22 protein-coding genes are annotated in these 26,757 nt (G+C 74.4%); 14 read left to right on the forward strand and 8 right to left on the reverse strand.

All coding sequences use genetic code 11. The features are described 5' to 3' along the window. Positions 1–111 precede the first annotated feature (111 nt). The 6 genes from scy (at position 112) to ACH4B3_RS01480 (ending at position 9,883) form a co-directional block, all read left to right on the forward strand. On the forward strand, positions 112–4,224 hold the full coding sequence (gene scy / locus ACH4B3_RS01455) for a polarized growth protein Scy (protein WP_398460667.1): 4,113 nt from the start codon (positions 112–114) through the stop codon (positions 4,222–4,224). Between the two features lie 395 nt (positions 4,225–4,619). Beyond that, positions 4,620–5,558: a cellulose-binding protein gene (locus tag ACH4B3_RS01460; RefSeq protein ID WP_398460668.1), complete on the forward strand. Its 939-nt coding sequence runs from the start codon at positions 4,620–4,622 to the stop codon at positions 5,556–5,558. A 154-nt stretch (positions 5,559–5,712) separates the two neighbouring features. Then, positions 5,713–6,741, forward strand: coding sequence for an ABC transporter ATP-binding protein (locus ACH4B3_RS01465; RefSeq protein WP_398460669.1), 1,029 nt, complete (start codon positions 5,713–5,715; stop codon positions 6,739–6,741). 1 nt (position 6,742) lies between these two features. After that, positions 6,743–7,513 (forward strand): ABC transporter permease subunit, encoded by a 771-nt coding sequence (locus ACH4B3_RS01470; RefSeq protein ID WP_398460670.1) that lies wholly within the window; start codon positions 6,743–6,745, stop codon positions 7,511–7,513. A gap of 178 nt (positions 7,514–7,691) precedes the next feature. Beyond that, positions 7,692–8,996, forward strand: coding sequence for an ATP-binding cassette domain-containing protein (locus ACH4B3_RS01475; protein WP_398460671.1), 1,305 nt, complete (start codon positions 7,692–7,694; stop codon positions 8,994–8,996). Then, complete coding sequence (locus ACH4B3_RS01480) at positions 8,993–9,883, forward strand: ABC transporter permease subunit (RefSeq protein WP_398460672.1); 891 nt, start codon at positions 8,993–8,995, stop codon at positions 9,881–9,883. The genes ACH4B3_RS01475 and ACH4B3_RS01480 overlap by 4 nt, the downstream gene beginning before the upstream one ends. A gap of 82 nt (positions 9,884–9,965) precedes the next feature. Here ACH4B3_RS01480 and ACH4B3_RS01485 read toward each other — a convergent pair whose 3' ends face one another. Further along, the gene (locus ACH4B3_RS01485; protein WP_398460673.1) at positions 9,966–10,289 is read right to left on the reverse strand and encodes an ATP/GTP-binding protein; all 324 of its coding nucleotides are present in this window, start codon (positions 10,287–10,289) and stop codon (positions 9,966–9,968) included. A 259-nt stretch (positions 10,290–10,548) separates the two neighbouring features. Between ACH4B3_RS01485 and ACH4B3_RS01490 the strand changes: the two genes are divergently transcribed. After that, entirely contained in the window at positions 10,549–11,670 is a 1,122-nt protein-coding gene (locus tag ACH4B3_RS01490; RefSeq protein ID WP_398460674.1) for an LLM class flavin-dependent oxidoreductase, read from the forward strand. 157 nt (positions 11,671–11,827) lie between these two features. Here ACH4B3_RS01490 and ACH4B3_RS01495 read toward each other — a convergent pair whose 3' ends face one another. Further along, positions 11,828–12,220 carry an SCO5389 family protein gene (locus ACH4B3_RS01495; protein ID WP_398460675.1) on the reverse strand — a complete coding sequence of 131 codons (393 nt, stop codon included), beginning with the start codon at positions 12,218–12,220 and terminating at the stop codon, positions 11,828–11,830. A 329-nt stretch (positions 12,221–12,549) separates the two neighbouring features. On the opposite strand from ACH4B3_RS01495, the gene nucS reads away from it, so the two are divergent. Beyond that, the gene (gene nucS, locus ACH4B3_RS01500) at positions 12,550–13,212 is read left to right on the forward strand and encodes an endonuclease NucS (protein WP_398460676.1); all 663 of its coding nucleotides are present in this window, start codon (positions 12,550–12,552) and stop codon (positions 13,210–13,212) included. A 118-nt stretch (positions 13,213–13,330) separates the two neighbouring features. On the opposite strand, the gene ACH4B3_RS01505 is transcribed toward nucS, so the two are convergent. The 5 genes from ACH4B3_RS01505 to ACH4B3_RS01525 all read right to left on the reverse strand — a co-directional run bounded on the left by ACH4B3_RS01505 (position 13,331) and on the right by ACH4B3_RS01525 (position 19,358). After that, positions 13,331–16,045, reverse strand: coding sequence for an ATP-binding protein (locus ACH4B3_RS01505; protein ID WP_398460677.1), 2,715 nt, complete (start codon positions 16,043–16,045; stop codon positions 13,331–13,333). Between the two features lie 351 nt (positions 16,046–16,396). Further along, the gene (locus ACH4B3_RS01510; protein ID WP_398460678.1) at positions 16,397–16,720 is read right to left on the reverse strand and encodes an STAS domain-containing protein; all 324 of its coding nucleotides are present in this window, start codon (positions 16,718–16,720) and stop codon (positions 16,397–16,399) included. A 199-nt stretch (positions 16,721–16,919) separates the two neighbouring features. Next, complete coding sequence (locus ACH4B3_RS01515) at positions 16,920–17,768, reverse strand: 3-hydroxyacyl-CoA dehydrogenase family protein (RefSeq protein ID WP_398460679.1); 849 nt, start codon at positions 17,766–17,768, stop codon at positions 16,920–16,922. Between the two features lie 101 nt (positions 17,769–17,869). After that, a complete protein-coding gene (locus tag ACH4B3_RS01520; protein ID WP_398461546.1) occupies positions 17,870–18,520 on the reverse strand; it encodes a histone deacetylase in 651 nt (216 codons plus the stop codon). A 184-nt stretch (positions 18,521–18,704) separates the two neighbouring features. Then, positions 18,705–19,358: a TetR/AcrR family transcriptional regulator gene (locus ACH4B3_RS01525; RefSeq protein ID WP_398460680.1), complete on the reverse strand. Its 654-nt coding sequence runs from the start codon at positions 19,356–19,358 to the stop codon at positions 18,705–18,707. An 81-nt stretch (positions 19,359–19,439) separates the two neighbouring features. Between ACH4B3_RS01525 and ACH4B3_RS01530 the strand changes: the two genes are divergently transcribed. From ACH4B3_RS01530 to ACH4B3_RS01540, 3 genes are all read left to right on the forward strand, one after another. Beyond that, positions 19,440–20,231, forward strand: a complete 792-nt coding sequence (locus tag ACH4B3_RS01530) for an ABC transporter ATP-binding protein (protein WP_398460681.1) — start codon at positions 19,440–19,442, stop codon at positions 20,229–20,231. 84 nt (positions 20,232–20,315) lie between these two features. Next, on the forward strand, positions 20,316–21,065 hold the full coding sequence (locus tag ACH4B3_RS01535) for an ABC transporter permease (RefSeq protein WP_398460682.1): 750 nt from the start codon (positions 20,316–20,318) through the stop codon (positions 21,063–21,065). Positions 21,066–21,094: 29 nt separating this feature from the next. Next, positions 21,095–21,667 carry a cob(I)yrinic acid a,c-diamide adenosyltransferase gene (locus ACH4B3_RS01540; protein WP_398460683.1) on the forward strand — a complete coding sequence of 191 codons (573 nt, stop codon included), beginning with the start codon at positions 21,095–21,097 and terminating at the stop codon, positions 21,665–21,667. Between the two features lie 88 nt (positions 21,668–21,755). On the opposite strand, the gene ACH4B3_RS01545 is transcribed toward ACH4B3_RS01540, so the two are convergent. Next, positions 21,756–22,343 carry a hypothetical protein gene (locus ACH4B3_RS01545; RefSeq protein WP_398460684.1) on the reverse strand — a complete coding sequence of 196 codons (588 nt, stop codon included), beginning with the start codon at positions 22,341–22,343 and terminating at the stop codon, positions 21,756–21,758. Between the two features lie 172 nt (positions 22,344–22,515). Between ACH4B3_RS01545 and ACH4B3_RS01550 the strand changes: the two genes are divergently transcribed. From ACH4B3_RS01550 to ACH4B3_RS01560, 3 genes are all read left to right on the forward strand, one after another. After that, a complete protein-coding gene (locus ACH4B3_RS01550) occupies positions 22,516–23,796 on the forward strand; it encodes a sensor histidine kinase (RefSeq protein WP_398460685.1) in 1,281 nt (426 codons plus the stop codon). Continuing rightward, a complete protein-coding gene (locus ACH4B3_RS01555) occupies positions 23,793–24,440 on the forward strand; it encodes a response regulator (protein ID WP_398460686.1) in 648 nt (215 codons plus the stop codon). Before ACH4B3_RS01550 ends, ACH4B3_RS01555 begins: the two co-directional genes overlap by 4 nt. Positions 24,441–24,599: 159 nt before the next feature. Then, entirely contained in the window at positions 24,600–26,453 is a 1,854-nt protein-coding gene (locus ACH4B3_RS01560; protein WP_398460687.1) for a glycosyl hydrolase family 18 protein, read from the forward strand. Positions 26,454–26,757 lie beyond the last annotated feature (304 nt).

Genomic DNA, 26,757 nt, shown 5'->3' on the forward strand with positions numbered 1-26,757 from the left:
CTTTGCCGATGATCTGACACCATTTCTTCGTCAAGGGCCAGCTCCGGTACGACCAACCACGCAGGACGGAGCCGGCTGCCAACGCGACCAGGGGACGGATGGGACCGCGCAGTGCGGGGCTACGACCGCTACGAGCCTGACGACCACCTCGCGAAGTTCGAGGCCGAGATGGAGCGGCTGAAGACCGAGCGGGAGAAGGCCGTCCAGCACGCCGACGACCTCGGCTACCAGGTCGAGGTGCTGCGCGCCAAACTGCACGAGGCGCGCCGCACCATCGCCAGCCGTCCCGCGTACGACAGTGCGGACATCGGGTACCAGGCCGAGCAGCTGCTGCGCAACGCCCAGATCCAGGCCGACCAGATGCGCGCGGACGCCGAGCGGGAGCTGCGCGAGGCCCGGGCGCAGACCCAGCGGCTGCTGCAGGAGCAGGCCGAACGGCAGGCCCGGCTCGAAGCGGAGCTGCACGCCGAGGCCGTGGCCCGCCGTCAGCGCCTGGACGAGGAACTGGCCGAGCGCCGGGCCACGGTCGAGTCGCACGTCAACGAGAACGTCGCCTGGGCCGAGCAGCTGCGGGCCCGCACCGAGTCCCAGGCCCGGCGGCTGATGGACGAGTCGCGGGCCGAGGCCGACCAGGTGCTCGGCGCCGCCCGCGCCGAGGCCCAGCGGGTGACCGACCAGACCCGGCAGCGGGCCGGCGCCGAAGCGGAAGCCGCGCGGGCCGAGGCGGAAGCGATCCTGCGCCGCGCCCGCACCGACGCCGAGCGGCTGCTGGGCGCCGCGTCCACCCAGGCCCAGGAGGCCACCGAGCACGCCGAGACGCTGCGCAGCAGCGCGGTCGCCGAGACCGACCAGGCGCGCCGCCAGGCCACCGAGCTGTCCCGCACCGCCGAGGCCCGCATGCAGGAGGCCGAGGAGGCGCTGCGCCGGGCGCGCGCCGAGGCGGAGGAACTCCTCACCGAGGCCAAGGACGCGGCGGCCAAGCGGCTGGCGGCCGCCGAGACCGACAACGAGCAGCGCGCCCGCACGGCCAAGGCGGAGATCGCACGGCTGGTCGGCGAGGCCACCAAGGAGGCCGAGGCGCTGCGCGCGGAGGCCGAGCAGGCGCGGGACGACGCCCGCGCCGAGTCGGAGCGGGTGATCGCCGAGGCGCGGGAGGCCGCGCGGGCCAAGGCCGTTGAGGATTCCGCGGCCCAGCTGGCCAAGGCGGCCCGGAGCGCCGAGGAGGTGCTCTCCAAGGCGTCCGAGGACGCCCAGGCCACCACCAGGGCCGCCGCCGAGGAGGCGGAGCGCATCCGCCGGGAGGCGGAGGAGGAGGCCGACCGGCTGCGCGCCGAGGCGCACGACACCGCCGAGGCGCTGAAGGGCGCGGCGCAGGACGACACCGCCGAGTACCGCGCCAAGACCCGGGAGTTGCAGGAGGAGGCCCGGCGGCTGCGCGGCGAGGCCGAGCAGCTGCGGGCCGAGGCGGTCACCGAGGGCGAGCGGATCCGCGGCGAGGCCCGCAAGGAGGCCGTCCAGCAGATCGAGGAGGCGGCCAGGACCGCCGAGGAGCTGCTGACCAAGGCCAAGTCGGACGCGGAGGAGACCCGTTCGGGCGCCACCGCGGAGAGCGAGCGGGTCCGCACCGATGCCATCGAGCGGGCCGCGACCCTGCGCCGGCAGGCCGAGGAGGCGCTGGAACGGGCCCGCGGCGAGGCCGAGGAGCTGGTCTCGGCGGCCGAGGAGCAGGCCGGCCGGGTCAAGTCCGAGGCGACGCGCGGCGCCGAGCAGCTCCGCGAGGAGACCGAGCGGGCCCTGGCCGGGCGGCGCGCGGACGCCGAGGCGGAGCTGACCCGCCGCGGCGAGGAGGCCGAGGCCAAGGTGGCCGCGGCCGAGGAGGCGCTGAGCGAGGCGCGGGCGGAGGCCGAGCGGCTGCGCCGCGAGGCGGCCGAGGAGACCGAGCGGCTGCGCACCGAGGCCGCGGAGCGGCTGCGCGGCCTCCAGGAGCAGGCCGAGGCGGAGGCCGAGCGGCTGCGCACCGAGGCCGCCGCGGAGGCGGCGGGCAGCCGCGCCGAGGGCGAGGAGATGGCGGCCCGGCTGCGCGGCGAGGCCGCCGCGGAGGCCGAGCGGCTGCGCACCGAGGCGCAGGAGACCGCGGACCGGGTGCGGGCGGAGGCGAACGCGGCCGCCGAGCGGCTGGCCGCGGAGGCCGCCGAGGCGCTGGCCGCGGCGCAGGAGGAGGCGACCCGGCGGCGCCGGGAGGCCGAGGAACTGCTCGGCGGCGCGCGGGCCGAGGCGCAGCGGGAGCGGGAGCGGGCGCACGAGCAGAGCGAGGAGCTGCTGGCCTCCGCCCGCAAGCGGGTCGCGGAGGCGCAGGAGGAGGCGCAGCGGCTGGCCGAGGAGGCCGAGCGGCGCGCGTCGGAGCTGGTCTCGGCGGCGGAGCAGACCGCCCAGCAGGTGCGGGACTCGGTGGCCGGGCTGCACGAGCAGGCCGAGCAGGAGGTCGCCGGACTGCGGTCGGCCGCCGAGCACGCGGCGGAGCGCACCCGCACCGAGGCCCAGGAGGAGGCGGACCGGGTCCGGTCCGACGCCCACGCCGAGCGGGAGCGGGCCGCGGCCGACGCGACCCGGCTGCGCGGCGAGGCGCAGGAGGCGGCGGAGACCGCCGCGGCACTGGCGGAGCAGACCGTCGCGGAGGCCCGCGCGGAGGGCGACCGGCTGCGGTCGGAGGCCCGCGAGGAGGCCAACAAGCGGCGCACCGACGCGGCGGAGCAGGCCGACCGGCTGGTCACCGAGGCGACCACGGAGGCCGAGCGGGCCATCACCGCGGCCGCCGCGGAGGCCGAGCGGCTGGTCACCGAGGCCACCGCGGAGGCGCAGCGGCTCACCGCCGAGGCGGAGCGGCACGTGGCCGAGTCGGCCGCGGAGGCCGAGCGGCTGGTCACCGAGGCCACCGCGGAGGCCCAGCGGCTCACCGCCGAGGCGGAGCGGGTGCTGGCCGACGCGGGCGCCCGGGCGCAGGCGCTGCGCACCGAGGCGACCGACGCGCGGGCGGCGGCCGAGCAGGACGCCAGCCGTACCCGGGCGGAGGCCCGCGGCGACGCCAACAACATCCGGTCCGAGGCCGCGCAGCAGGCGGACCGGCTGGTCACCGAGGCCACCGCGGAGGCCGAGCGGATGGCCGCCGAGGCCCGGGAGGACGCCAACAAGCGCCGCGCGGACGCTGCCGAGCAGGCCGACCGGCTGGTCTCGGAGGCCACCAACGAGGCGGAGCGGCTGCGCACCGAGGCGGCCGAGACGGTCAACTCGGCGCAGCAGCACGCCGCGCGGACCCGGGCCGAGAGCGAGCAGGCGGCCGCGGCCGCCGCGGCGGAGGCCGAGCGGGTGCGCGCCGAGGCGCGGGCGGAGGCCGAGCGCACGGTCGACAAGGCGCGCCAGGACGCCAACAAGCGGCGGGCGGACGCGGCCGAGCAGGCCGACCGGCTGGTCAGCAAGGCGACCAGCGAGGCGGAGAAGGTCACCAAGGAGGCCCGGGAGGCGGCGCTGCGGAGCGCCACGGCCGCCGAGGAGCAGGCCGACACCATGGTGGGGGCCGCGCGCCAGGAGGCCGAGCGGATCGTCGGCGAGGCCGGTGCCAAGGCCACCGCGCTGGTGGAGAAGGCCCGTACCGACGCGGACACCATGCTGGGTGAGGCGCGCGGGGACGCCACCGCCATCCGGGAGCGGGCCGAGGAGCTGCGCGGCCGGGTGGAGTCCGAGGTCGAGGAGCTGCACGAGCGGGCCCGCCGGGAGGCCGCGGAGCAGATGAAGGCGACCGGGGAGCGGGTGGACAAGCTGGCGGCCGCGGCCACCGCCCAGCTGGTCGAGGCCGAGGAGAAGGCGAAGCAGAAGGTCTCCGACGCCAACACCGAGGCGACCAAGGTGCGGGTCTCGGCGGTGAAGAAGGCCGAGGGGCTGCTGAAGGAGGCCGAGCAGCGCAAGGCCGACGCCACCCGGGACGCGGAGCGGATGCGCTCCGAGGCCCGCGAGGAGGCGCGCCGGATCGTCGACGCGGGCAAGCGGGAGCTGGAGGTGCTGATGCGCCGCCAGGAGGACATCAACGCCGAGATCTCCCGGGTGCAGGACGTGCTGGAGGCGCTCGGCTCGCTGGAGGCCCCGGCCGGCGGCGGCTCGGGCAAGGACGGCGCGAAGGCGGCGGCCGGGGCCGGGTCGGGCCGCTCGGGCGGCAAGTCCTCGGGCTCCTAGGCGGGGTCCGGCACCCGCCGGGCCGGGCCCCGGGGCCCGGCTCCCGGGGCCCCGTGCGGTACCGGTGCGGGCGGCCCGCTCCCCCGCGGCGACCGCCGCCCCGGCCGGCCTGCGGGCCGCCGCCCGGGCGGCCCGGAGGGCGGCCCGGTGACCGTGGTCCGCCCGGCCCGGTCCCGGGGCGGCGCGTACCCCGGGCGGGAGGCCGCGCGGACCGCGCCCGCACCGGCCGTGTCCGGATCGTCCGATTCCCTCCAAGGAGTGACAAGGGGCACGTGAACACTCCACTCAAAAGGCTGGACATTCTCCAGATCTCACGGGCGTTGACTCGATGACACGCCGCTGCGCCCCCTAGGATTCCCTCTATCACCTCACCGGTCTCTTTCGACAGGAACCCCATGAGCGACACTTCCTCCCCCTTCGGCTTCGAGCTCGTGCGGCGTGGATACGACCGCGGCCAGGTGGACGACCGCATCACCAAACTCGTCGCCGACCGTGACAGCGCGCTCGCCCGAATCACGTCTCTGGAAAAGCGCATCGAGGAGCTGCACCTCGAAACGCAGAACGCCCAGGCCCAGGTCACCGACGCCGAGCCCTCCTACGCGGGGCTCGGCGCGCGCGTCGAGAAGATCCTCCGGCTCGCCGAGGAGGAGGCCAAGGACCTGCGTGAGGAGGCCCGCCGGGCCGCCGAGCAGCACCGTGAGCTGGCCGAGTCCGCCGCCCAGCAGGTGCGCAACGACGCCGAGTCGTTCGCCGCCGAGCGGAAGCAGAAGGCGGAGGACGAGGGCGCGCGGATCGTCGAGAAGGCGAAGGGGGACGCCTCGACGCTGCGCGCGGAAGCCCAGAAGGACGCGCAGTCCAAGCGTGAGGAAGCGGACTCGCTGTTCGAGGAGACCCGCGCCAAGGCCGCCCAGGCCGCCGCGGACTTCGAGACCAACCTCGCCAAGCGGCGGGAGCAGTCCGAGCGGGACCTGGCCTCGCGTCAGGCCAAGGCGGAGAAGCGGCTGGCGGAGATCGAGCACCGCGCCGAGCAGCTGCGCCTGGAGGCCGAGAAGCTGCGGACCGACGCCGAGCGCCGGGCCCGTCAGACGGTGGAGACCGCGCAGCGCCAGGCCGAGGACATCGTGGCCGACGCCAACGCCAAGGCGGACCGGGTGCGCAGCGAGTCCGAGCGCGAGCTGGCGGCGCTCACCAACCGCCGCGACAGCATCAACGCCCAGCTGACCAACGTCCGCGAGATGCTGGCGACGCTGACCGGCGCGGCGGTGGCCGCGGCCGGTTCGCCGGCCGAGGAGGAGTCGTCCTCCCGCGGGGTGCCGGCCCAGCAGACCCGCTGACCACGGCGCGGTCCGGCTCCGGCCGGGACCGCCGGGCACGCTGATCCCGGGCGCCGGGTGCCATCTGAGGGTGGCGCCCGGCGCCCGGGCGCGTGTCCGGCCGCGGCGCGGTGCTCCGGTGGCGGGTGCGTCGGGGCCGTCTTAGCGTGGCGGCATGATCGAGCTTGAGGGGCTGACCAAGCACTACGGCGAGAAGCTCGCCGTGGACCACCTCACGTTCACCGTGCGGCCGGGCCAGGTCACCGGCTTCCTGGGGCCGAACGGCGCCGGGAAGTCCACCACCATGCGGATGATGCTCGGTCTTGACCATCCGTCGGCCGGGACCGTCCGGATCGACGGCAGGCACTACCGTCAACTGGCGGAGCCGCTGCGGTACATCGGGGCGCTGCTGGACGCCAAGGCGATGCACGGCGGCCGGACCGCGTACCACCACCTGCTCTGCCTGGCGCAGAGCAACGGCATCCCCCGGGCACGGGTCGGCGAGGTGCTGGACACGGTGGGGCTGACCCCGGTCGCGGGAAAGCGCTCCAAGGGTTTCTCGCTCGGCATGGGCCAGCGGCTGGGCATCGCCGCCGCGCTCCTCGGCGACCCGCGGATCCTGATGTTCGACGAGCCGGTCAACGGGCTCGACCCGGAGGGCATCCACTGGATCCGCAACCTGATGAAGGGCCTGGCCGCCCAGGGCCGCACGGTCTTCGTCTCCAGCCACCTGATGAGCGAGATGGCGCTCACCGCCGACCATCTGGTGGTGATCGGCCAGGGCCGGCTGCTCGCGGACACCTCGATGGCCGGCTTCATCGCGGAGAACTCCCGGACGTACGTCCGGCTGCGCTCCCCCGACCACCTGCGGCTGCGCGAGGCCCTCGGCTCGGCCGGCCACGCGGTGACGGCGGGCCCGGACGGCGTGCTGGAGGTGGACGGCGCGGACCCCGCCCGGCTGGGCGAGCTGGCCGCCCGGCACCGGATCACCCTGCACGAGCTGAGCCCCCAGCAGGCGTCCCTGGAGGAGGCGTTCATGCGGCTCACCGCCGGGTCGGTGGAGTACCACGCGCACGCGGCGGACGGCCCGGGCCCGGCCGCGGCCGGGCACCCCGGCGATGCGGAACTTCCGCCCGGCCGGCCGCCGGCCGGGCCGGACCGGTCCGCCTGGGGGCGGGACTGGCGGCGCGGGAAGGGGTCCTGAGGTGCCGGGCACCGGTCAGGTGCTGCGCTCCGAGTGGACCAAGATCAGTTCGGTCCGCTCCACGGTGTGGACCCTGGGGATCGCGCTGGTGGTCACCGTCGCCCTGGGCGCCCTGATCAGCGCGCTGGTGCGGAACGACTGGGAGAACATGTCGGCGCACGACCGGCTGACCTTCGACCCCACCTACGTGAGCTTCGCCGGGACCGGCCTGGGCCAGCTGGCGATGATCGTCTTCGGGGTGCTGGTGGTGTCCAACGAGTACAGCACCGGCATGATCCGCACCTCGCTGGCGGCGGTCCCGCGGCGCGGCCTCTTCCTGTTCGGCAAGATCGCGGTCGCCACGCTGCTCGCCCTCGCCGTCTCCATGATCACCAGCTTCGTCACCTTCTTCACCGGCCAGGCGATGCTGGGCGACCACCGGGCCGCGCTGGGGGACCCCGGCGTCCTGCGGGCGGTCCTCGGCGGCGGCCTCTACATGACCCTCATCACCGTGTTCGCCATGGGCATCGCCACCGTGCTGCGCAGTCCGATGCTCTCGCTCGGCGTCCTGATGCCCTTCTTCTTCCTCGTCTCCAACATCCTCGGCAACGTCTCCGCCACCGAGAAGGTCGGCGACTACCTCCCCGACCAGGCGGGCCAGCGGATCATGCAGGTGGTGACCGCCGGTGACGACGCCCCGTACGGCCCGTGGGGCGGCTTCGCGATCATGGCACTGTGGGTGGCGGCCGCGCTGGCCGCCGGATATCTGCTGCTGCGGAGGCGCGACGCCTGACCGGGAGGCCGACGGCCCGCCCCGCCGACGCCGCCCGGAACCGGACGTACCGGGACAGCCGGTCCGGCGAGGTCACGATGCGTTCACTTTCCGCCGTGACAGGAACCGCCCGTGCACGGTTATCCTCCTAACCCGCACGGGGGCACGTGCCCTGCGGCAACCTCGCGAAGGGCGGATAATGATCGAGGCAGTCGGCCTGACGAAGCGCTACGGCGCCAAGACGGCCGTGTACAACCTGTCGTTCCAGGTGCGGCCCGGTGCCGTGACCGGCTTCCTGGGCCCCAACGGCTCGGGCAAGTCGACCACGATGCGCATGATCCTGGGCCTCGACCAGCCGACGGCCGGTCATGTGACCATCGGCGGCCACCCCTTCCGCAAGCTGCCCAACGCACCGCGCCAGGTGGGCGCGCTGCTCGACGCCAAGGCGGTGCACGGCGGCCGCAGCGCACGCCAGCACCTGCTCTGCCTCGCCCAGCTGTCCGGCATCCCCGCCCGGCGCGTGGACGAGGTGCTCGGGGTGGTCGGTCTGCAGAACGTGGCCCGGAAGCGCTCCAAGGGTTTCTCGCTCGGCATGGGCCAGCGGCTGGGCATCGCCGCCGCGCTCCTCGGCGACCCCCAGGTGCTGCTCTTCGACGAGCCGGTCAACGGCCTGGACCCGGAGGGCATCCTGTGGGTCCGCAACCTGATGAAGCAGCTCGCCGCCGAGGGCCGCACGGTCTTCGTCTCCAGCCACCTGATGAGCGAGATGGCGCTCACCGCCGACCACCTCATCGTGATCGGCCGCGGGCAGCTGCTCGCGGACATGAGCGTGCGGGACTTCATCTCCTACAACTCCGCCGACTTCGCGCGGGTGCGGGTGCCGGACGGCCAGACCCAGGCGCGCGAGAAGCTGACCGCCGCGCTGAGCGAGGCGGGCGGGCAGGTGCTGCCGGAGACCGACGGGGCGCTGCGCGTCACCGGTCTGCCGCTGCCGCGCATCAGCGACCTGGCGCACGAGGCGGACGTGCGGCTGTGGGAGCTGTCGCCGCACCAGGCCTCGCTGGAAGAGGCGTACATGCGGATGACCCAGGGGGCGGTGGACTACCGCTCCACCGCCGACCAGCGGGCCGGGCTCCAGCAGCCCGGATTCGCGCCGGGCATGCCCGGCGGCTTCCCCGGCCAGCCGGGCCACCCGGGCCAGCCCGGGGCGCTGCCGCCGGGCGCGCTGCCCGGCTTCACCCCGCCGCCCCTGCCGCACCAGGCCGGGCCGGGAACGCACCCCGGGGCTCCGCTGCCGGGTCAGCCGGTGCCGGGCGCTCCGGTGCCCGGGCAGGCCCCGAACCCGTACGCCGCGCCGGGACAGGCTCCGCAGGCCGTGCCCCAGCCGCCGGCCCCGCAGGCCGCCCCGCAGCCGGCCGCCCCGCCGGCCCCCGCCGCTCCCCCGGCCCAGCCCACCGCCGCCCCCGCCGATCTGAACAAGCACGACAGCGAGGACGCCCGATGACCACCCCGTACCAGCAGCAGCCGGCCCCGACGGCCCCGCAGACGCCGCCCGCCGGGCCGGCCGGCGGGCCCGCGCCCGGCCTCGGCGTGTACACCTCGCCCATCCCGGTCCGCCCGACCCACCTCGGCCACGCCCTGACCTCGGAGTGGACCAAGATCAAGTCGGTCCGCTCGACCATGTGGACCCTCGGTGTGCTGGTCCTGCTGGTGGTGGGCATCGGCTTCGCCACCGCGGCCGGCCTGTCCGGCAGCGACACCGACCTGGAAGGCGAGACGCCGCTGACGTTCGGCTTCTTCGGCGTCCTGCTGGGCATCCTGTGCGTCATCACGCTCGGGGTGCTGGTCATCTCCTCCGAGTACGGCACCGGGATGATCCGCACCACCCTCACCGCGTGCCCCAGCCGCGGCCGGGTGCTGACCGCCAAGGCCGCGGTCTTCTTCCTGGTGGCCTTCACCACCACGCTGGTCTGCACCGGTGTGGTGGCGCTGATGAACGACAGCATGCTGAGCGAGAACCCCGGCGTGGTGGACCCGTCCGGCCAGGACTGGTTCAAGGCCACCGTCGGCATCAGCCTGTACGTCGCGACCCTCGGTCTGGTCGCGCTCAGCGTGGGCTCGCTCATCCGCCACTCGGCGGGCGCCATCACCATCATGATCGGCCTGGTCCTGCTGCCGCTGGTGCTGGCGATCTTCATGCAGGCCGACGGGCTGCACGATCTCCAGGAAGCGCTGCTGAACTACTCGGTGCCCAACCAGCTCGGCGTCCTGTACAGCAACTCCGTCAGCGACTCCGGCCCGTCGGGCTGGGAACCGCTGTGGATCATCATGGGTGTCGCCGCGGTGACGATGACCGGCGCCTACGCCGCGCTGGACAAGCGCGACGTGTGACGGTCCGCCCCCGGGACGCGCGCCTGCCCGTCCCGGGCCACCGGGGCCGGCCCGGGACTTCCCGGGCCGGCCCCGGGTGGTGTCAGTACCTCGGCGCGTTACGGGACCGCTGGAGCCGCGTGCTCCGGCGGTCTCTCGCGTTCCAGCAGGCCTTGTGCCAGTGCCGCCGGTCGTCGCCGCCGCCGTCCAGCTGCCAGGCCACCAGGTGCGGCACCCCGGGCGGGATCTCCTGGTCGCAGCCCGGGCAGCGGTAGTGCTTGGCCGCGGCGCCGCCGCTGATGTGCCGTACCGCCCACTCCTCGCCCTGCCAGCTCTCGGTCCGCTCCAGGCCGTAGCGGTCCGCTGGGGCCGCGTCGCGGCCGGCGGGGGTGTCACCGCCGCGCGGGCGGTTTCGGCGTGGGGACATGGTGCACCTCGGAAGGGCCTGCGGAACTGTGGGCACCCCCTGGGGCACCCCCCGACGGAGTCTGGGGGAGGTGGCCGGGGAGGTTGTCACCAGCGTACGCGCCGATGTCCGGGCCACCGCCCGGACCATCGGCCACCAGCTGTGATCATCATGAAAACCTCATGCCGGGCCGTGCCTTTGGCACGTGTCAGGCGTTATTGCCTATGCAGGGGGTGCGCTGGGGGGGGCGCGAGCCGTCATCAGGAAGGCAGTAGGCGAGATGCGCGTTGGGGCTTTCATTCTGGCCGCCCAATTCCCAGGCCAGGGACCGGGAGAGGCACTGCACCGGGCGGTGCGGACGGCGGATGCCGCCGAGGAGGCGGGGCTGGACGCGGTCTGGATCGCCGAGCACCACTTCGTCCCGTACGGGGTCTGTCCGTCCGCGATCACCCTCGCCGGTCTGATGCTCGGCCGCACCCGGCGCATCGGAGTGGGCACGGCGGTGAGCGTGCTGCCGAGCGCCCACCCCGTCGCCCTGGGTGAGCAGACCGCGCTGCTGCACCTCACCTCCGGCGGGCGCTTCACGCTCGGGGTAGGGCGCGGTGGGCCCTGGGTCGACCTGGAGGTCTTCGGCGCGGGGCTGGAGGCGTACGAGCGCGGCTTCCCCGAGTCGCTGGACCTGCTGCTGCGCTGGCTGCGCGAACCGCGGGTGGCCGCCGACGGCGAGCGCTTCAGGTTCCGCGAGGTACCCGTGGTGCCGCGGGCCGACGAGTTGCTCACCGGCCCGGAGGCGGGCGGCGGCCCCGGGATGCCGGACGTCACCGCGTCCCGGCCGGGGGCGCCGGGCGCCGGGCCGGGCGCGGCGGGCGGCGCGCGGTCGGCCGCGCCACCGGTGGTGGTGGCCTGCACCTCGGCGGGGAGCGTCCGGCTGGCCGCCGAGCGCGGGTTGCCGATGCTCCTCGGCATGCACAGCGACGACGCCGAGAAGGCCGAGATGATCGCCCTGTGGCGGGGCTGCGCGCTGGCGGCCGGGCACCCGCCGGAGGCGGTGGACGCCGCTGAACACGTGTCGGCGGGTGTGGCGCAGGTCGCCGACAGCCGCGCGGACGCGGCCGAGACGCTGATCAAGGCCATGCCCGGCTGGCTGCACCAGGGGCTGTCGGCCCACATCACGGTGGACGGGCGGTACCGCAGGATGCGCGACCCGCAGGCGTACACCGAGATGCTGTGCGGGATCCATCCGGTGGGCCCGCCCCGGCTGTGCGCGGACCGGCTGGCGGCCACCGCGGAGCGCACCGGCATCCGTCGGTTCGCACTGCTGACGGAGGGGTCCGGCGAGCTCGCGGCCACCGAGGAGAACGTGCGGCGGCTGGGGCGGGACGTGCTGCCCCTGCTCGACTGAATGCGGCGGGGCCCGGAGGATCCTCCGCCCCGCACTGGAGATCATTTCCGACATTTGGCGCGGATTGAGCGTTTCGCGGGTGATGGAGCGTACGACCGTGGATGCTGCCGCTCCTGATCCGATGCACCTCCCCCCGTGGAGCGGCAGCCAAAACGGTTCAGCAGTCGCGCAGTTCCGGTGACTGATTGAGCAACTGGCCGCGTATGGACGTGAAGCGGGTCAGTCGCTCGTCGGCCGAGGCGTCCAGCGGGAAGACCGCCACCCGGTGACAGTTCTGGAACGCCAGCCGTACCCCGAAGTGCCGCTGCAGTGCACCGCGTATGGCGTCACTCGCCAGTGCCCGCAGCAGCTGGCCGCGCGCCTGCTCGTCCGGCGGCGGGGTCTGGTTGTCGGCGAACTCGCCGCCGTCAACCTTCAGCTGGGCCACCAACGAGCTGATCATCTCCCAGGCATACGGCAGGGAGGTCCGGACGCAGTCGACGAAAGCCGCTTCGTCGACCTCGCCTCGCTCGGCCTGTTCGAGGAGGGCCGGTGAGACGTCCAGCGACATGGGTTCTCCTCTCGCGACCCCAAGGACGGGGTCTCACGGATGGACGGACGGCCGCGACGCAGCGTGCACGTCCGACGACCGCCCGCTTCAACGGTATTCCGGCCACTGTCCCGGCACCAGAAGAATGCACCCACAACCAGCCAAGGCCGAACGGGGTCGTCCCGGGACCAAGGGGGCGTCCGGGAGCCGCTCCGGCCGCCGGGAGCGGCGCGGTGGCCGGCCGCCGGAGGGCCGTCCGCGGGGCCCGTGGCCCGGGGCGGCGGGGGTGGCACCGGACCCCGGGTGCGCGAATCGCGTGCACGGCCCCCGGTCGAGTAGCGTTGCGGACCATGCGTCTCGTCATCGCCCGTTGCTCCGTGGACTACGCGGGCCGGCTCACCGCCCACCTGCCCACGGCCCCCCGCCTCATCCTCATAAAGGCCGACGGCAGTGTGTCCATCCATGCGGACGACCGCGCCTACAAGCCCCTCAACTGGATGTCCCCGCCGTGCACCCTGAAGGAGGGCGACGGCGACGTGTGGACGGTGGTGAACAAGGCGGGCGAGAAGCTCATCATCACCATGGAGGAAGTGCTCCACGACTCCTCGCACGAGCTCGGCGTCGACCCCGGCCTGATCAAGGACGGGGTGGAGGCGCACCTCCAGGAACTCCTCGCCGATCGCATCGAGACGCTCGGTCCGGGCTGGACGCTCATTCGACGTGAATACCCCACCGCCATCGGGCCGGTGGACATCCTCTGCCGGGACGCGGACGGCGCCACCGTCGCCGTCGAGATCAAGCGGCGCGGCGAGATCGACGGTGTGGAGCAGCTCACCCGCTACCTGGAACTGCTCAACCGCGACCCGCATCTGGCGCCGGTGAAGGGGATCTTCGCCGCGCAGGAGATCAAGCCGCAGGCGCGGGTGCTCGCCACCGACCGCGGTATCGGCTGCGTCGTGCTGGACTACGACGCGCTGCGCGGCATCGAGGACGACAAGCTGCGGCTGTTCTGATCCGCCGCGCCGCGGCCCGCCCGGGCCCGGTCGCCGGCGGGAACCGCTCGACGCGGAAGGCCGGTGGCACCACCTGAACGGTGGTGCCACCGGCCTTCCGGTGTGTGCCCGCCGGCGGCTACGCCGGGCTGCCGGTGTCCGCCCCGGTCCCGGCGGACGGGGCGGGGCCGCTCGCCGTGTTCGACGAGCTGCTGCTGGGCGGGGTCGACGGCGGGGTGGTCGGCGGGGTCGTGGGCGGGGTGGTCGGCGGCTTCGTGGGCGGCTTCGTGGTCGGGGTGGGGCTCGTCGGCGGCCTGGTGGTGGAGGACGTGGGCCGGGAGGAGGAGCTGGTCGGCGGCGTGCTGCCGGGCTCCGACGGCCGCCCGCTGGTCGAGGGGGAGGTGCTGGTGCCGGGCGACGCCGTGCCGGTGCCGGTCGGACCGGTCGTGGACGGTTCCATCGGGTCGCCGCTCCGGCCGGGCTGCGGCGAGCCGGTGTCGCCGGGCGTGGGGGTCCCGCTCGCCGGGCTGCCGCCGTCGTCCCCGGGGTCCTCCTGCCGGACGGTGCTCCGGTCGCCGGGGCGCACGGTCTCGGCGGGCTTGTCGTCCTCCCCGGAGGTGACGCCGAGGGTGACGACGGTGCCGAGCACGGCGAGCAGCAGCGCGCCCGCCCCGGCCGCGGCGACGTTGCGGCGGGTGGCGTGCACGGCGAGCCAGGCCGGCCCGCGCTTCCGCCGGGCGGCCGGTGGCCGCACCGGGGAGGCCGGGCCGCCGCCGGACACCGAGCCGAGGGAGGAGGCGAAGGCGGAGTCGAAGGACGCCCCGGCGGACGAGCCGGAGACGGTGCCGGCGGACGACGGGCCGGAAGCCGGCCCGGCCGCGGCCCCGGTGACAGCGGGCAGCTCGGTGGTCTCCGCGGCGCCGGCCGGCCGGCCGGGGAGGGCCGCGGGCTCCGCCGGGGTGATCGCGGGCAGCTGCTCGGTGACGGCCGAGCTGCCCGGCTGCTCGGTGCCGAGGGGCGGGACGGGCGGCACGGCGGGCGGCGGCACCGGCTCGCCGGCGGTCGCGGGCCAGGGCGCGGGGCCGGTCACCGGGCGGCCGGGGCGGTCGCCGGTGAGCGCCGGGGGCGCGCCCGGTGAGCCGTTCGCCGGGAGGGCGGGACGGTCTCCGGGCAGGGCGGGGGCCGGGGTTCCGGAGCGGTCGGCGACCAGGGCGAGCGCGCGGCGCCCGGAGACCGCGCCGCGCCGGTCGGCGAGGACCCCGCGCAGCCCGATCGAGGCCTCCAGCTCGGCCCGGGCCCGGTCGAGGTTCCCGTTGCACAGGGCGAGGACGCCGAGTTCGTGGTGGAAGTACGCCTCCTCGGCGACCTCCCCGGACAGCCGCGCGGCCTCCGCGCCGTGCCGCAGGGCCCGCTCCCAGGCGGTCCAGGCGAGCCCGGCGGCCAGCGCCGGGGCGGCGGCCCGGGCCAGCGGTACGGCGGCGCCCGCCGGCTCGGCCTCGCGCCCGGCCACCAGGGCGGCGAGGGCGGCCACGATCACGTCGGCCTCCTGGGCGACCTGGTCGGGGGTGACCGAGGGGTGGCCGGCCCACCAGGTGTAGTGCCGCGCCGCGCCGCGGGCGCGGGCGTCGGCGTCGTCGGCGTATCCGGCGGCGGCCAACTGCGCGGCGACGCCGGCCGCCAGCCGGTGGCGGGGGCCGGCTTCGGTGGTCAGGCCGCAGTCGGCGAGTTCGCCGAGGGCCGCGTCGGCGTCGGCGCCGGAGTCCTCGATGAGGGCGCGCAGGTGGGCCGGGTGCGGGCACTCGCCGCCGAGCGCCACCGCGATCCGCAGCGCCTCGCGGGACGCCGTGCCGAGCCGGTCGGCGAGCAGCGCGGCAGGGGCCGCGGCCTCGGCCACGGTGGGCAGCCGGTGCCGTCCGGCAGCGGGCGCCGGTGCGCCGGTGCCGGCGTCCGGCGTGCCCGCCCGCAGCAGCGCCCCGGCCTGCACGAACCGCAGTGGCAGCCCCTCGGACTCGAACCACAGGTCGGCCGCCCAGGCCGCCTCCGCCTCGTCCAGCGGGCGGCCCAGGGCGTGCTCCAGCAGTTCCAGGCAGGCGGTGCGGCCCAGCCCGCCGAGGACGACCTCCTCCAGGGGGGAACCGGCCGCCGGCACGGGGTCCTGCGGGGTCGCGGAGATCAGGAAGGCGCACTCGGGCGTGGCGTCGAGGAAGTCCTCCAGCGCGGTGCCGCCGAACTCGATGTCGTCCAGCACCACGACGGCGCCGACGCCCCGGACCGCCGCCAGCAGTTCCGTCCGGCCCAGCCGGTGGCGGGGGGTGTCGAAGACCGCGGCGTGCAGGTCGTACAGCAGGTCGGTGGGGGTGCGGTGGCGGCCGCTGAGCCGGATCACGCCGTCCGGGGCGAGCTCCGCGCAGTCGGCGGCCACCGCGGCCAGCAGGGTGGTCCGGCCGGACCCGGAGGGGCCGGTGAGCCGGACCGACCGGCCGCGGGACAGGAGCCGGGACAGCCGCTCGCGTTCCTCGGCGCGCTCCAGCATCGGCGGCGCGTGGCCCTGTGCGGGCGGCGCGGCGGCGGCGCGGCGCAGCTCGGCCCGCCGCCCGGGGGCGTGGCGGACCGGGGCGGGCGGCCGCTCGCCGGGCGGGCAGGGTTCTATCTCGCTGCCGTCGACCGGGTTGACGGTGACCAGGTCGCCGTCGACCACCAGCCGTGCGGTACGGGCCGGACCTGGGGGCGGGGACAGGTCGCGGGGCGGCAGCGGCGGGATGCCGCCGCCCGCCGGGCGCGCCGGATCTCCCGCGGGCCCCGTCCCGGGAGCCCGCAGACCGTGCTCGTCCGGTCCGCTGTTCGTCGGTGCCATGGTGAATGCCCCCAGATGAGTGGCGTACTGTCTGCCTCCCCGCCCGCCGGCGCCCGCCGGCCGCGGGGAGGCTGTCGCCTCGTCCCGTGGCGTCCGGTCGGGTGCCGTCGAGGGCATGGGTGTACGGCGCAGAGCCGAACCCTAGACCGATTCACACTACCCAGCGAGCCCGGGGGGTGCGGCGCCGCCCTGGGATTGTCCGGATATGCGGCCGGGGCTCCGCTTCCGTTCCCTTTCCGGGGCTGTTCCGTGCCTGTTCCGTGTCCGGTCGCGTCCGCTTGTGCTCCCTCAGGGGTGCCGGGCGCGGCGGACGGGATGCGCGGGCGCCGCGGGGCGGCGGGCCTGGGAGGGTCAGACCCGCGGCACGGTCTCCGCCTCCAGCCCGCCCTCGATCGCGAGGATGCGGTGCAGTCTGGTCGCGACCAGCAGGCGCTGCATCTGGGGCGGTACCCCGCGCAGGACGAGCCGGCGGCCGGTCCGGCCGGCCCGGCGGTGCGCTTCCATGATGACTCCCAGCCCGGTGGCGTCCCAGGAGTCCAGTGCGGTCAGGTCGAGCACCAGGTCGCCGCGACCGGAGTCGACGGCGGTGTGCAGGACCGTGCGGGCGTCCGCCGCGCTGCGAACGTCGAGGCGGCCCCCGACGACCAGCTCGGCGTGGTCGCCCCTGATGTACATATGCGCTCCCGTGTTGTGCTGCGACGCTGTCGTGGTGCGCCTATGTCTACAGAACTGACTGCCTCTCACACAGCGAAGTTGCCGCCTGTAAGCGAACCGATACCCAAATCACTCGCGAGGGTGAGTGCCCGGACCTGACGCTGCCTCAGGTCCGGGACCACGCGGCGCCCCTACCCTCGCGAATAACGGCATAAACCCGTCAGTACTGGTAGAAACCCTGTCCGCTCTTGCGGCCGATGTCACCGGCGTCGACCATGCGGCGCATGATCTCCGGCGGCGCGAACTTCTCGTCCTGGGTCTCGGTGTAGATGTTGCCGGTGGCGTGCAGCAGGATGTCCACGCCGGTCAGGTCGGTGGTGGCGAGGGGGCCCATCGCGTGGCCGAAGCCCAGCTTGCAGGCGACGTCGATGTCCTCGGCGGAGGCCACCCCGGACTCGTACAGCTTGGCCGCCTCGACCACCAGGGCGGAGATGAGCCGGGTGGTGACGAAGCCGGCGACGTCGCGGTTGACGACGATGCAGGTCTTGCCCACCTCCTCGGCGAAGGTACGGGCCGCCGCGAGGGTCTCGTCGCTGGTCTTGTAACCGCGGACCAGCTCGCACAGCTGCATCATCGGCACCGGCGAGAAGAAGTGGGTGCCGACGACCCGCTCCGGGCGGCCGGTGACCGCGGCGATCTTGGTGATCGGGATGGCGGAGGTGTTGGACGCCAGGATGGTGTCGTCCTTCACCAGACCGTCCAGGGTCCGGAAGATCTCCTGCTTGACCTCGATCTTCTCGAAGACCGCCTCGACCACGATGTCCGCGTCGGCGACGGCGTCCAGGTCGGTGGTGGTGGTGATCCGGGCCAGCGCCTGCTCGGCGTCCTCCGCCGCCAGCTTGCCCTTGGCGACGAACTTCTCGTACGACGCCTGGATCCCGTTCCTCCCGCGGGCGAGTGCCTCGTCCGTGACGTCGCGCAGCACCACCTCGTACCCGGCCTGGGCCGAGACCTGCGCGATACCGGACCCCATGAGTCCGGCCCCGATGACGGCGAGCTTCTTCGCCACGACACACACCTCTCTTCGACGCTACTGGCCGGACCTTAACGTCCGTTCACCCCCGGCCGCAGCAGTAAGTAAGGCGCGTCACGGTGTGTTCTTCACCGCAGTCACCCGGCCCCCGCCGGCGGCCCGGCCCGGTGTCCGGGGCGGCTCCGGCGCCCGGGCCGCCCCGGTGCCCGGCCGGGGTCGACGAGAGCGGTGACGCCCGCCTCGGTCCAGTGGTCCGCCGCCCCCGGGGACCGGGCGAGGTAGGCGGCGATGGCCGGCGGCCGCCACGCCCCGGCCTCGCCGAGACCGGCGCCCAGGTGCTGGAGGTAGGCGGCCGACGGCGGGTTGAGCGCGGCCTCGGTCAGCCGCCACGGCGCGGTGAAGGTGAGTACCGGCGTCCCGTCCAGGAGCCCCGGGCAGACGAGCGTCTCGTAGCGGCCCGGACCGAGTGCCGCCCGGCCGTGCGTGAGGACCTCCCGCAGGTCGAGGTCGTCGCCCGGCTCCCGGTACATCTCCTGGGCCGCGATGTCGGAGAACTGACCGGTGGTCACCAGGTGGGCCCGCGCCCACAGCTCGCCCCGGGCGGCCGGGTCGTAGAAGGCCCGGCCGCCGGTCCACACCGGGGACTCGGTGGCGAAGTACAGCCGTCCCGGCAGCACCAGCGGGACCGACCCGGCCGGGGGCCGCCCGTCGCGGCACCCGGGGTAGTCGCGGGTGGCCCCCGGCGGGCGCCCGCCGGAGAGGTAGCAGCGCAGGCGCTCCAGGTGCATGTTGGACCCGTAGGAGGCGTACCAGACGCGCTGCCGGGGCGCGCGGCCCGGCAGCACGCGTTCCACCCGGCGCGCCGCCCCGGCCACCGTCACCCCGCCGCCGCACGGCGGCCGGCCGGCCGGTCCGCGCGGCACGCCCCGGCCGGTCCGCGGCGTCCCGCCGTCCCGGGGCGCGCGGACGGCCTCATCCGGCGGCCTTCACCGCGTAGCCCAGGGTGCGCTCGCCGAGCAGGGTCTCGATGATGTCCAGCCTGGCCAGCACGTCGCGCGCCACCTCGTCGGGGTCCCGCCCCTCGGCCATCAGGCGGAGCACGCTGTTCTGCACCGCGCTGGCGGCCCAGGCCAGCTGACTGGCGATCAGCCCGAGGAGCGGGTCGGCGGGGTCGTCACCGGTCTCGTGGGCCAGCGTGGCCTGCGTCGAGCGGCAGATCTCCTCGTGCATGACCATGAGCCGGGCCATCAGGGCCGGCGAGGAGTTGATGACCGCCACGAAGCGGTGGAAGGCGGGGTCGAGCGCTTCGGCGGACCGCTCGGTGAGGCTGGCCCGGAGGGCACGCAGCACGGCGCGGGCCGCGGACTCCCCCACCGCGCGCCCTTCGATGGCCCGGGACAGGCGCGTCACCATCTCCGCCTGGCGGTCGAAGAACAGGTCCTCCTTCGCCGGGAAGTAGTTGTAGACGGTGTTGACGGACACCTGGGCGGCCTCGGCGATCTCGGCGATGGTGACCGCCTCGAACCCGCGCTCCAGGAACAGCCCGGTCGCCACGTCCGAGATGTGCTGCCTGGTCTGGCGCTTCTTCCGCTCCCGCAAGCCCTCGGGCCGTGCCGTGCCGTCCATGCCCCCCATGCTAACTTCGCTGGCCTCGGTTGAATTTTGGAGTCATTGCAAACTTTAAGTCATTGTGTTTTCCTGGGCCGCATGCCGAACCAGCCCTGCCTCACCACCACCGGACTCGCCCACACCTTCCAGACCAGGCGCGGCCCGGTCGAAGCGGTCCGGGGAATCGACCTCACCGTCGCGCGCGGTGAGATCCTCGGCTTCCTCGGCCCCAACGGCGCCGGCAAGACCACCACCCTGCGCATGCTCACCACGCTGCTGCCGCCCACCGGGGGCAGCGCCACCGTCGCCGGGCACGACCTGGTCCGCGACCCCTCCGGGGTCCGCATGCGGATCGGGTACGTCGCCCAGTCCGGCGGCGTCGACCCGGCGGTGCCGGTACGGGAGGAACTGGTCACCCAGGCGCGCCTGTACCGGCTCACCCGCGCCGAGGCCGCCGACCGCACCGACCGGCTCGCCGCCGACCTCGGCCTCACCGGCCTGCTGGACCGCCCCTGCGCGGCCCTCTCCGGCGGCCAGCGCCGCCGGCTGGACATCGCCATGGGACTCGTCCACCGGCCCGAGATCCTCTTCCTCGACGAACCGACCACCGGTCTGGACCCCGGAAGCCGCGCCGACCTGTGGGAACTGATCCGCCGGCTGCGCGCGGAGTCCGGCATGACGGTGTTCCTGACCACCCACTACCTCGACGAGGCCGACGCGCTCGCCGACCGGCTGGTGATCGTCGACGGCGGGCGGATCGCCGCCGAAGGCACCGCCCGGGAGCTGAAGACCCGCTACGCCGGCTCGCCCGACGCCTCCCTGCAGGACGCCTTCATCGCCGTCACCGGGCGCGGCGCGGACGCACGGGACGCCACCCCGGTCGCCGTCTGAAGCCCGCGGACGAAGCCCGCGGACCGCGCCCCCGCGAGGCCCCGCCGCGCTCCCCACCTCACCGAACGGAAGAAGAACCCGACCATGTCCCATGTCGTCTCCGACACCGGTCTGATCCTCGGCCGCCACCTCCGCCAGCTGCTCCGGTCGAAGCTCGGCCTGGTCTTCGGGCTGCTGCAACCCCTGCTCTTCCTGGTGCTGTTCGGCCCGCTGCTGGAGCGGGTGCCGCTCGGCGGGCCCGGGGACTCCTGGCAGACCCTGGTACCCGGCCTGCTGGTCCAGCTCGGCCTGTTCAGCGCCGCGTTCGCCGGGTTCGGCATCCTGATCGACAAGCAGCACGGGATCATCGAGCGGATGCGGGTGACCCCGGTCAGCCGGCCGGCCCTGCTGCTGGGCCGGGTGCTCAAGGACGTCGTCGCGCTCTCCGCCCAGTCCCTGCTGCTGGTGGTGGTCGCGGTGGCGATGGGGCTGCGCGCCCCGGTGGCGGGCGTACTGGTGGGGTTCCTGTTCGTCGGCGCGCTCACCCTCGCGCTGGCGTCCCTGTCGTACGCACTGGCCCTGCGGATCGACTCCCCGCAGGGCTTCGCACCGGTGGTCAACGCGGTCAACCTGCCCGCGATGCTGCTCTCCGGGATCCTGCTGCCGATGGCGCTGGCCCCCCGGTGGCTGGACACCGTCTCCCACCTGGTGCCGTTCCGCTACCTGGTCGAAGGGGTCCGGGCCGCGTACGTCGGCGACTACACGGACGGCGACGTCGCGCTGGGCGCGGTCTGCGCCGCCGGGCTCGCCGCGGTCTCGGTGGCCGTCGGCTCCCGGGTGTTCCGGAAGGCGTGAGGCACCGGGCGGCGCAGTAGTCTCGGCTCATGGTCAATCTCACCCGCATCTATACGCGTACCGGGGACCAGGGCACCACCGCCCTCGGCGACATGAGCCGCACCGCCAAGACCGACCTGCGGATCGCGGCGTACGCCGACGCCAACGAGGCCAACGCCGCGATCGGCGTGGCCATCTCCCTGGGCTCGCTGCCCGCCGAGGTCGTCAAGGTCCTCGTCCGGGTCCAGAACGACCTGTTCGACGTGGGCGCGGACCTGTCCACCCCGGTGGTGGAGAACCCCCAGTACCCGCCGCTGCGCGTCGAGCAGAGCTACATCGACAAGCTGGAGGCGGACTGCGACCGCTTCCTGGAGGACCTGGAGAAGCTGCGCAGCTTCATCCTCCCGGGCGGCACGCCCGGGGCGGCGCTGCTGCACCAGGCGTGCACCGTGGTGCGCCGGGCCGAGCGCTCCACCTGGGCCGCGATGGAGCGGCACGCGGACAGCATGAACCCGCTCACCGCGACCTACCTCAACCGCCTGTCCGACCTGCTGTTCATCCTGGCCCGCACGGCGAACAAGGAGCTCGGTGACGTGCTCTGGGTGCCGGGCGAGAACCGCTGAGGCGGTCCCGGGAGCCGGGCCGGAACCACCGAACCGCGGACGGCGGTGGTCCGGGGCGCCGCACGGCACCCCGGACCACCGCCGTCGATCAGTGCTTGCTCAGGGCCTCGGTCCGCTCGCCGTCCCCGGCGGGGGCCCCGGCCCGCGGGTCCCGCTTCGGCCACAGCGTGTAGCTGCCCGCGATGACCACGTTGATGCCGACGACGAAGAGCATCTTCAGCTGCCAGTCACGCAGCGAACCGATGTCGCCGTCGTCCCCGACGTACCAGACCGCGCCCTGCAGCAGGGCCATGGCGATGCCCGCGGCCAGGATCCAGCGCCCCGCCTCCTTCCACTCGTGGACGGTGCGCGCCAGGCCGTACTTCGGCTTCGGCACCGGCGGCGGGCCGCCGGCGAAGCGGTGGGCCACCCGGACGTCCACCCAGGTGATCACCCGGTGGCCCATGGTCACCGAGAAGCCGATGTAGACCGCCGCCAGACCGTGCTTCCAGTCCGGTACCGCCCCGTTCTTCAGATCCACCGCGGTCACCACCAGCAGCACCAGCTCCAGCACCGGCTCGCAGAGCAGGACCGCGACGCTGGTCTTGCGCATCTTCGCCAGGTAGCGCAGGGCCAGTCCGGCGGCCAGCAGCACCCAGAAGCCCACCTCACAGGCGATGATCAGCCCGACGATCACGGCTCTCCCCTTCCTCGCTCTTCTCGCGGCCGTTTCCACCGTCCCGCACCGCGCGGCGCGTTTCGTCGTCGCGGCTGACGAACCCGGACTGCATCCTTCGATGTAGGGCACCCGGCGTGGTGCCCGACCGTACGGCGACGTCCGCACCCCTCCGCCGTGCTGTGATGGACCCATGCCGTCCAGCTCGCCCGCCACCCGCCCCGTGCACACCCGGCACCGCGACGACTATCTGATCGCCCTGGCCGGGCTGCTCGGCGGGCTGCTGCTGCTGGCCCTCGGGCTGACCAACGGGGAGCCGCTGCTCGGGCTGCCCCGGTGGCTCGCGGTCGTGGCGCTGGTCGCGCTCTCCGGCGCCGAGCTGCTGCGCCGTACCGCCCCCCAGGCCGGGCTGGCCATCGGCACGCTCGCGCTGGCCCTGGACACCCTCACCGGCGGTCTCATCGCGAGCATCGTGATGTTCACCGACCTGATGTACGCGGCCGTGCTCTACGGCACCCCGGCCGCCGCCCGCCGGATCCCGCGCACCACGGAACTGATCACCGTGCTGGCCACCGTCGTGCCGCTCGCCGTCATCCAGCGGCCGGAGGCGCTGCTGATCGGCATCGCCACCGGCATCATCACCGCGGGACCGGCCTGGACCGCGGTTCTGATCCGCAATCACCGGGAGGCCGCCGAGGCGGCGAAGCTGCGCGCCGAGCAGACCGCGCTGCTCGCCGAGATGGACCGCCGGGAGGCGGTGACCGCCGAGCGCGCCCGGATGGCGCGGGAACTGCACGACATGGTGGCCAACCACCTGTCCGCGATCGCCATCCACTCCACCGCCGCGCTCTCCATAGACGAGCCGGCCGCCGGCCGGGAGGCGCTGTCGGTGATCCGCGAGAACAGCGTGCAGGGCCTGGCCGAGATGCGGCGGCTGATCGGGCTGCTCAGGGATGCCGGCGGCACCGGCGAACCGGCCGCCGCGCCCACCCTGGCGGCCCTGGACTCGCTGCTCCGGCAGGCCCGCACCGCGGCCGCGGCGGCCGGGGGCACCGGGCCGGAGGACGGCGAGGGGGGCCGGCGCCTGGAGTTCCGGCTGCGCGACGACCGCTCCGCCCAGGCCTGGCCGCTGCCCGCGCCGGTGGAACTGGCCGCCTACCGCATCGTGCAGGAGGCCGTGACCAACGCCCTCAAGCACGCGGCGCCCGGCGAGGTCCTGGTGGAACTGGTGCGCCGGGCGCCCGGCGAGGACGACGGGGCGCTGCGGGTGCGGGTGGTCAGCCCGCTGGGCGACCGGCCCGGTCCGCGCGCCCCGGGGTCCGGCGCGGGCCTGGTCGGCATGCGCGAACGGGTGGCGCTGCTGGGCGGCGAGTTCGAGGCGGGCCCGGTGACGGTGGACGGCCCGGCCGGGGCCGAGGTGAAGGCGTGGCGGGTACGAGCCGTACTCCCCGTGAAGGAGGGAGAAGAGAGTTGACGATCCGGGTACTCGTCGCCGAGGACCAGCTGGCGGTGCGCACCGGTCTGGTGCTGATCCTGCGGTCGGCGGCGGACATCGAGGTCGTGGGTGAGGCCGCGGACGGCGAGGAGGCGGTCCGGATGGCCCGTGACCTGCGGCCGGACGTGGTGCTGATGGATGTGCAGATGCCCCGGCTGGACGGGGTGAGCGCCACCCGAGAAGTGGTCGCGGAGGGGCTCGCCGACGTGCTGGTGCTCACCACCTTCGACCTGGACGAGTACGTCTTCGGCGCGCTGCGCGCCGGGGCCGCGGGCTTCCTGCTGAAGGACAGCGACGCGGCCGCGCTGGTGGACGCGGTGCGGACGGTGGCGCGCGGCGAGGGGCTGATCGCCCCGTCGGTGACCCGGCGTCTGATCGCCGAGTTCGCCCGCCCGCGGCCGGTGCGCTCCCTCGGTCCCGGTCCGGCGGCGCTGGAAAGCCTCACCCGGCGGGAGCGGGAGGTGCTCGGCTGCCTGGGTCAGGGGCTCTCCAACGCGGAGATCGGCGAGCGGCTGTCGATGGCCGAGGCCACGGTGAAGACGCATGTCAGCAGGCTGCTGGGGAAGCTCGAACTGCGCAGCCGGGTGCAGGCGGCGGTGCTGGCGCAGGAGTTGGGCGTCTGACCGCGCGTCAATGTCAAGTGGTCCAGACCTCTTGACCGATGGTCCAGACCTTTCTACGCTCCCCAATCACTGCGGTGGGCGTCCCCACGCACGCTCACCGGGCGGCGCAGGTTCCCCCGTACTCCCCCCGCACTTCCCGACCCCGCTCGAGGAGCACCCGTGAGATCAGGAACCGCCATACGTACCAGGCCGGTACGGCGCAGGGCCACCGCGGCCCTCGCCGCGCTGGCGCTCCCCGTCACCGCACTCGTCGGCCTGGCATCGGCGAACACCGCCCACGCCGCCGAGTCGGCGACCGCCACCTACGCCAAGGCATCGGACTGGGGCAGCGGCTTCGAAGGCCGGTGGACGGTGAAGAACACCGGCACCACCACCATCAACAGCTGGACCGTGGAGTGGGACTTCCCCTCCGGGACGTCCGTCACCTCCGCCTGGGACGCCAACGTCACCAGCAGCGGCACCCACTGGACCGCCAAGGACAAGGGCTGGAACGGCACCCTCGCCCCGGGCGCGAGCGTCACCTTCGGCTTCAACGGCACCGGCACCGGCGCCCCGAGCGGCTGCAAGCTCAACGGCGCCCCGTGCGACGGCAGCACCAACCCGGGCGACAACCCGCCCTCCGCGCCCGGCACCCCCACCGCCTCGGACATCACCGACACCTCGGTGAAACTGTCCTGGACCGCGGCCACCGACGACAAGGGCGTCAAGAACTACGACGTGCTGCGCGACGGCGTCAAGGTCGCCACCGTGACCGGCACCTCGTACGGCGACAGCGGCCTCACCGCGGGCACCGACTACTCCTACACCGTGCAGGCCCGGGACACCGCCGACCAGACCGGTCCGGCGAGTGCGGCCCGTGCCGTCCGCACCACCGGTGACTCCGGCCCCGGCCCGAACCCGGGCGCCAAGGTCAAGCTCGGCTACTTCACCGAGTGGGGCGTCTACGACCGGAACTACCACGTCAAGAACCTGGTCACGTCCGGCACCGCCGAGAAGATCACGCACATCAACTACTCGTTCGGCAACGTGCAGGGCGGCAAGTGCACCATCGGCGACTCCTACGCGGCGTACGACAAGGCGTACACCGCGGACCAGAGCGTCGACGGCAAGGCCGACACCTGGGACCAGCCGCTGCGGGGCAACTTCAACCAGCTGAAGAAGCTCAAGGCGAAGTACCCGCACATCAAGATCCTGTGGTCGTTCGGCGGCTGGACCTGGTCCGGCGGCTTCGGTGACGCCGTGAAGAACCCGACGGCCTTCGCGCAGTCCTGCTACGACCTGGTCAACGACTCCCGCTGGGCCGGCCTCTTCGACGGCATCGACCTGGACTGGGAGTACCCCAACGCCTGCGGTCTCACCTGCGACACCAGCGGCGCCGCCTCGGTCAGGAACATGATGCAGGCGATGCGCGCCAAGTTCGGCAACAAGCTCGTCACCGCCGCGATCACCGCCGACGCCTCCAACGGCGGCAAGATCGACGCGGCCGACTACGCCGGAGCCGCGCAGTACGTCGACTTCTACAACGTGATGACGTACGACTTCTTCGGCGCCTGGGCCAAGAACGGCCCGACCGCGCCGCACTCCCCGCTCACCTCCTACAGCGGCATCCCGCAGGAGGGCTTCAACTCCGACGCCGCCATCGCCAAGCTCAAGGCCAAGGGCGTCCCGGCCACCAAGCTCAACCTGGGCATCGGCTTCTACGGCCGCGGCTGGACCGGCGTCACCCAGAAGGAGCCCGGCGGCACCGCGACCGGCCCGGCCGCCGGAAAGTACGAGCAGGGCATCGAGGACTACAAGATCCTCAAGACCAGCTGCCCGGCCAACGGCACCGTCGCCGGCACCGCGTACGCGCACTGCGGCAACCAGTGGTGGAGCTACGACACCCCGGCCACCATCGCCGGGAAGATGGACTACGTGAAGAAGCAGGGCCTCGGTGGCGCCTTCTTCTGGGAGTTCAGCGGCGACACCACCAACGGTGAGCTGGCGACCGCGATCGACAGCGGGCTGAGGTAACCCCCGGACGGCCCGGCCCATGACCGGCCGGGGAGGCGGTGTCGCCCCCGCCTCCCCGGCCTTTCAGCCGCCCCGGGGATCCCGTTCCCACCCGGCGCCGGACACGCAGAAGCCCTCCACCGGACTGTGTCCGGGGAGGGCTTACCCCTCTCACACACGGTCAGGCCGCGGGACCCGGCCGCCGGCTCCTGGTACCGGTCCGCGGCCATCCCCCGGCGCCGGCCCCACGGGCGAACGCCTCCGGGCCGGCCCGGGACGCGCGCCGCACGCACCCAGGCCGCGGGGCTGCCACATCAGGCGGCGC

Origin of the sequence: Streptomyces sp. NPDC018031 (assembly GCF_044327625.1) — a bacterium.
In the GTDB taxonomy this organism is placed as follows: Bacteria; Actinomycetota; Actinomycetes; order Streptomycetales; family Streptomycetaceae; genus Streptomyces.

What these genes read in the sequence shown, in the direction of transcription:
- ACH4B3_RS01460 (WP_398460668.1), top strand. Translation starts at nt 4,620, where the DNA reads ATGAGCGACACTTCCTCCCCCTTCGGCTTCGAGCTCGTGCGGCGTGGA.
- ACH4B3_RS01465 (WP_398460669.1), top strand. Translation starts at nt 5,713, where the DNA reads ATGATCGAGCTTGAGGGGCTGACCAAGCACTACGGCGAGAAGCTCGCC.
- ACH4B3_RS01475 (WP_398460671.1), top strand. Translation starts at nt 7,692, where the DNA reads ATGATCGAGGCAGTCGGCCTGACGAAGCGCTACGGCGCCAAGACGGCC.
- ACH4B3_RS01480 (WP_398460672.1), top strand. Translation starts at nt 8,993, where the DNA reads ATGACCACCCCGTACCAGCAGCAGCCGGCCCCGACGGCCCCGCAGACG.
- ACH4B3_RS01485 (WP_398460673.1), bottom strand. Translation starts at nt 10,289, where the DNA reads ATGTCCCCACGCCGAAACCGCCCGCGCGGCGGTGACACCCCCGCCGGC.
- ACH4B3_RS01490 (WP_398460674.1), top strand. Translation starts at nt 10,549, where the DNA reads ATGCGCGTTGGGGCTTTCATTCTGGCCGCCCAATTCCCAGGCCAGGGA.
- ACH4B3_RS01495 (WP_398460675.1), bottom strand. Translation starts at nt 12,220, where the DNA reads ATGTCGCTGGACGTCTCACCGGCCCTCCTCGAACAGGCCGAGCGAGGC.
- nucS (WP_398460676.1), top strand. Translation starts at nt 12,550, where the DNA reads ATGCGTCTCGTCATCGCCCGTTGCTCCGTGGACTACGCGGGCCGGCTC.
- ACH4B3_RS01505 (WP_398460677.1), bottom strand. Translation starts at nt 16,045, where the DNA reads ATGGCACCGACGAACAGCGGACCGGACGAGCACGGTCTGCGGGCTCCC.
- ACH4B3_RS01510 (WP_398460678.1), bottom strand. Translation starts at nt 16,720, where the DNA reads ATGTACATCAGGGGCGACCACGCCGAGCTGGTCGTCGGGGGCCGCCTC.
- ACH4B3_RS01520 (WP_398461546.1), bottom strand. Translation starts at nt 18,520, where the DNA reads ATGCACCTGGAGCGCCTGCGCTGCTACCTCTCCGGCGGGCGCCCGCCG.
- ACH4B3_RS01525 (WP_398460680.1), bottom strand. Translation starts at nt 19,358, where the DNA reads ATGGACGGCACGGCACGGCCCGAGGGCTTGCGGGAGCGGAAGAAGCGC.
- ACH4B3_RS01530 (WP_398460681.1), top strand. Translation starts at nt 19,440, where the DNA reads ATGCCGAACCAGCCCTGCCTCACCACCACCGGACTCGCCCACACCTTC.
- ACH4B3_RS01535 (WP_398460682.1), top strand. Translation starts at nt 20,316, where the DNA reads ATGTCCCATGTCGTCTCCGACACCGGTCTGATCCTCGGCCGCCACCTC.
- ACH4B3_RS01540 (WP_398460683.1), top strand. Translation starts at nt 21,095, where the DNA reads ATGGTCAATCTCACCCGCATCTATACGCGTACCGGGGACCAGGGCACC.
- ACH4B3_RS01550 (WP_398460685.1), top strand. Translation starts at nt 22,516, where the DNA reads ATGCCGTCCAGCTCGCCCGCCACCCGCCCCGTGCACACCCGGCACCGC.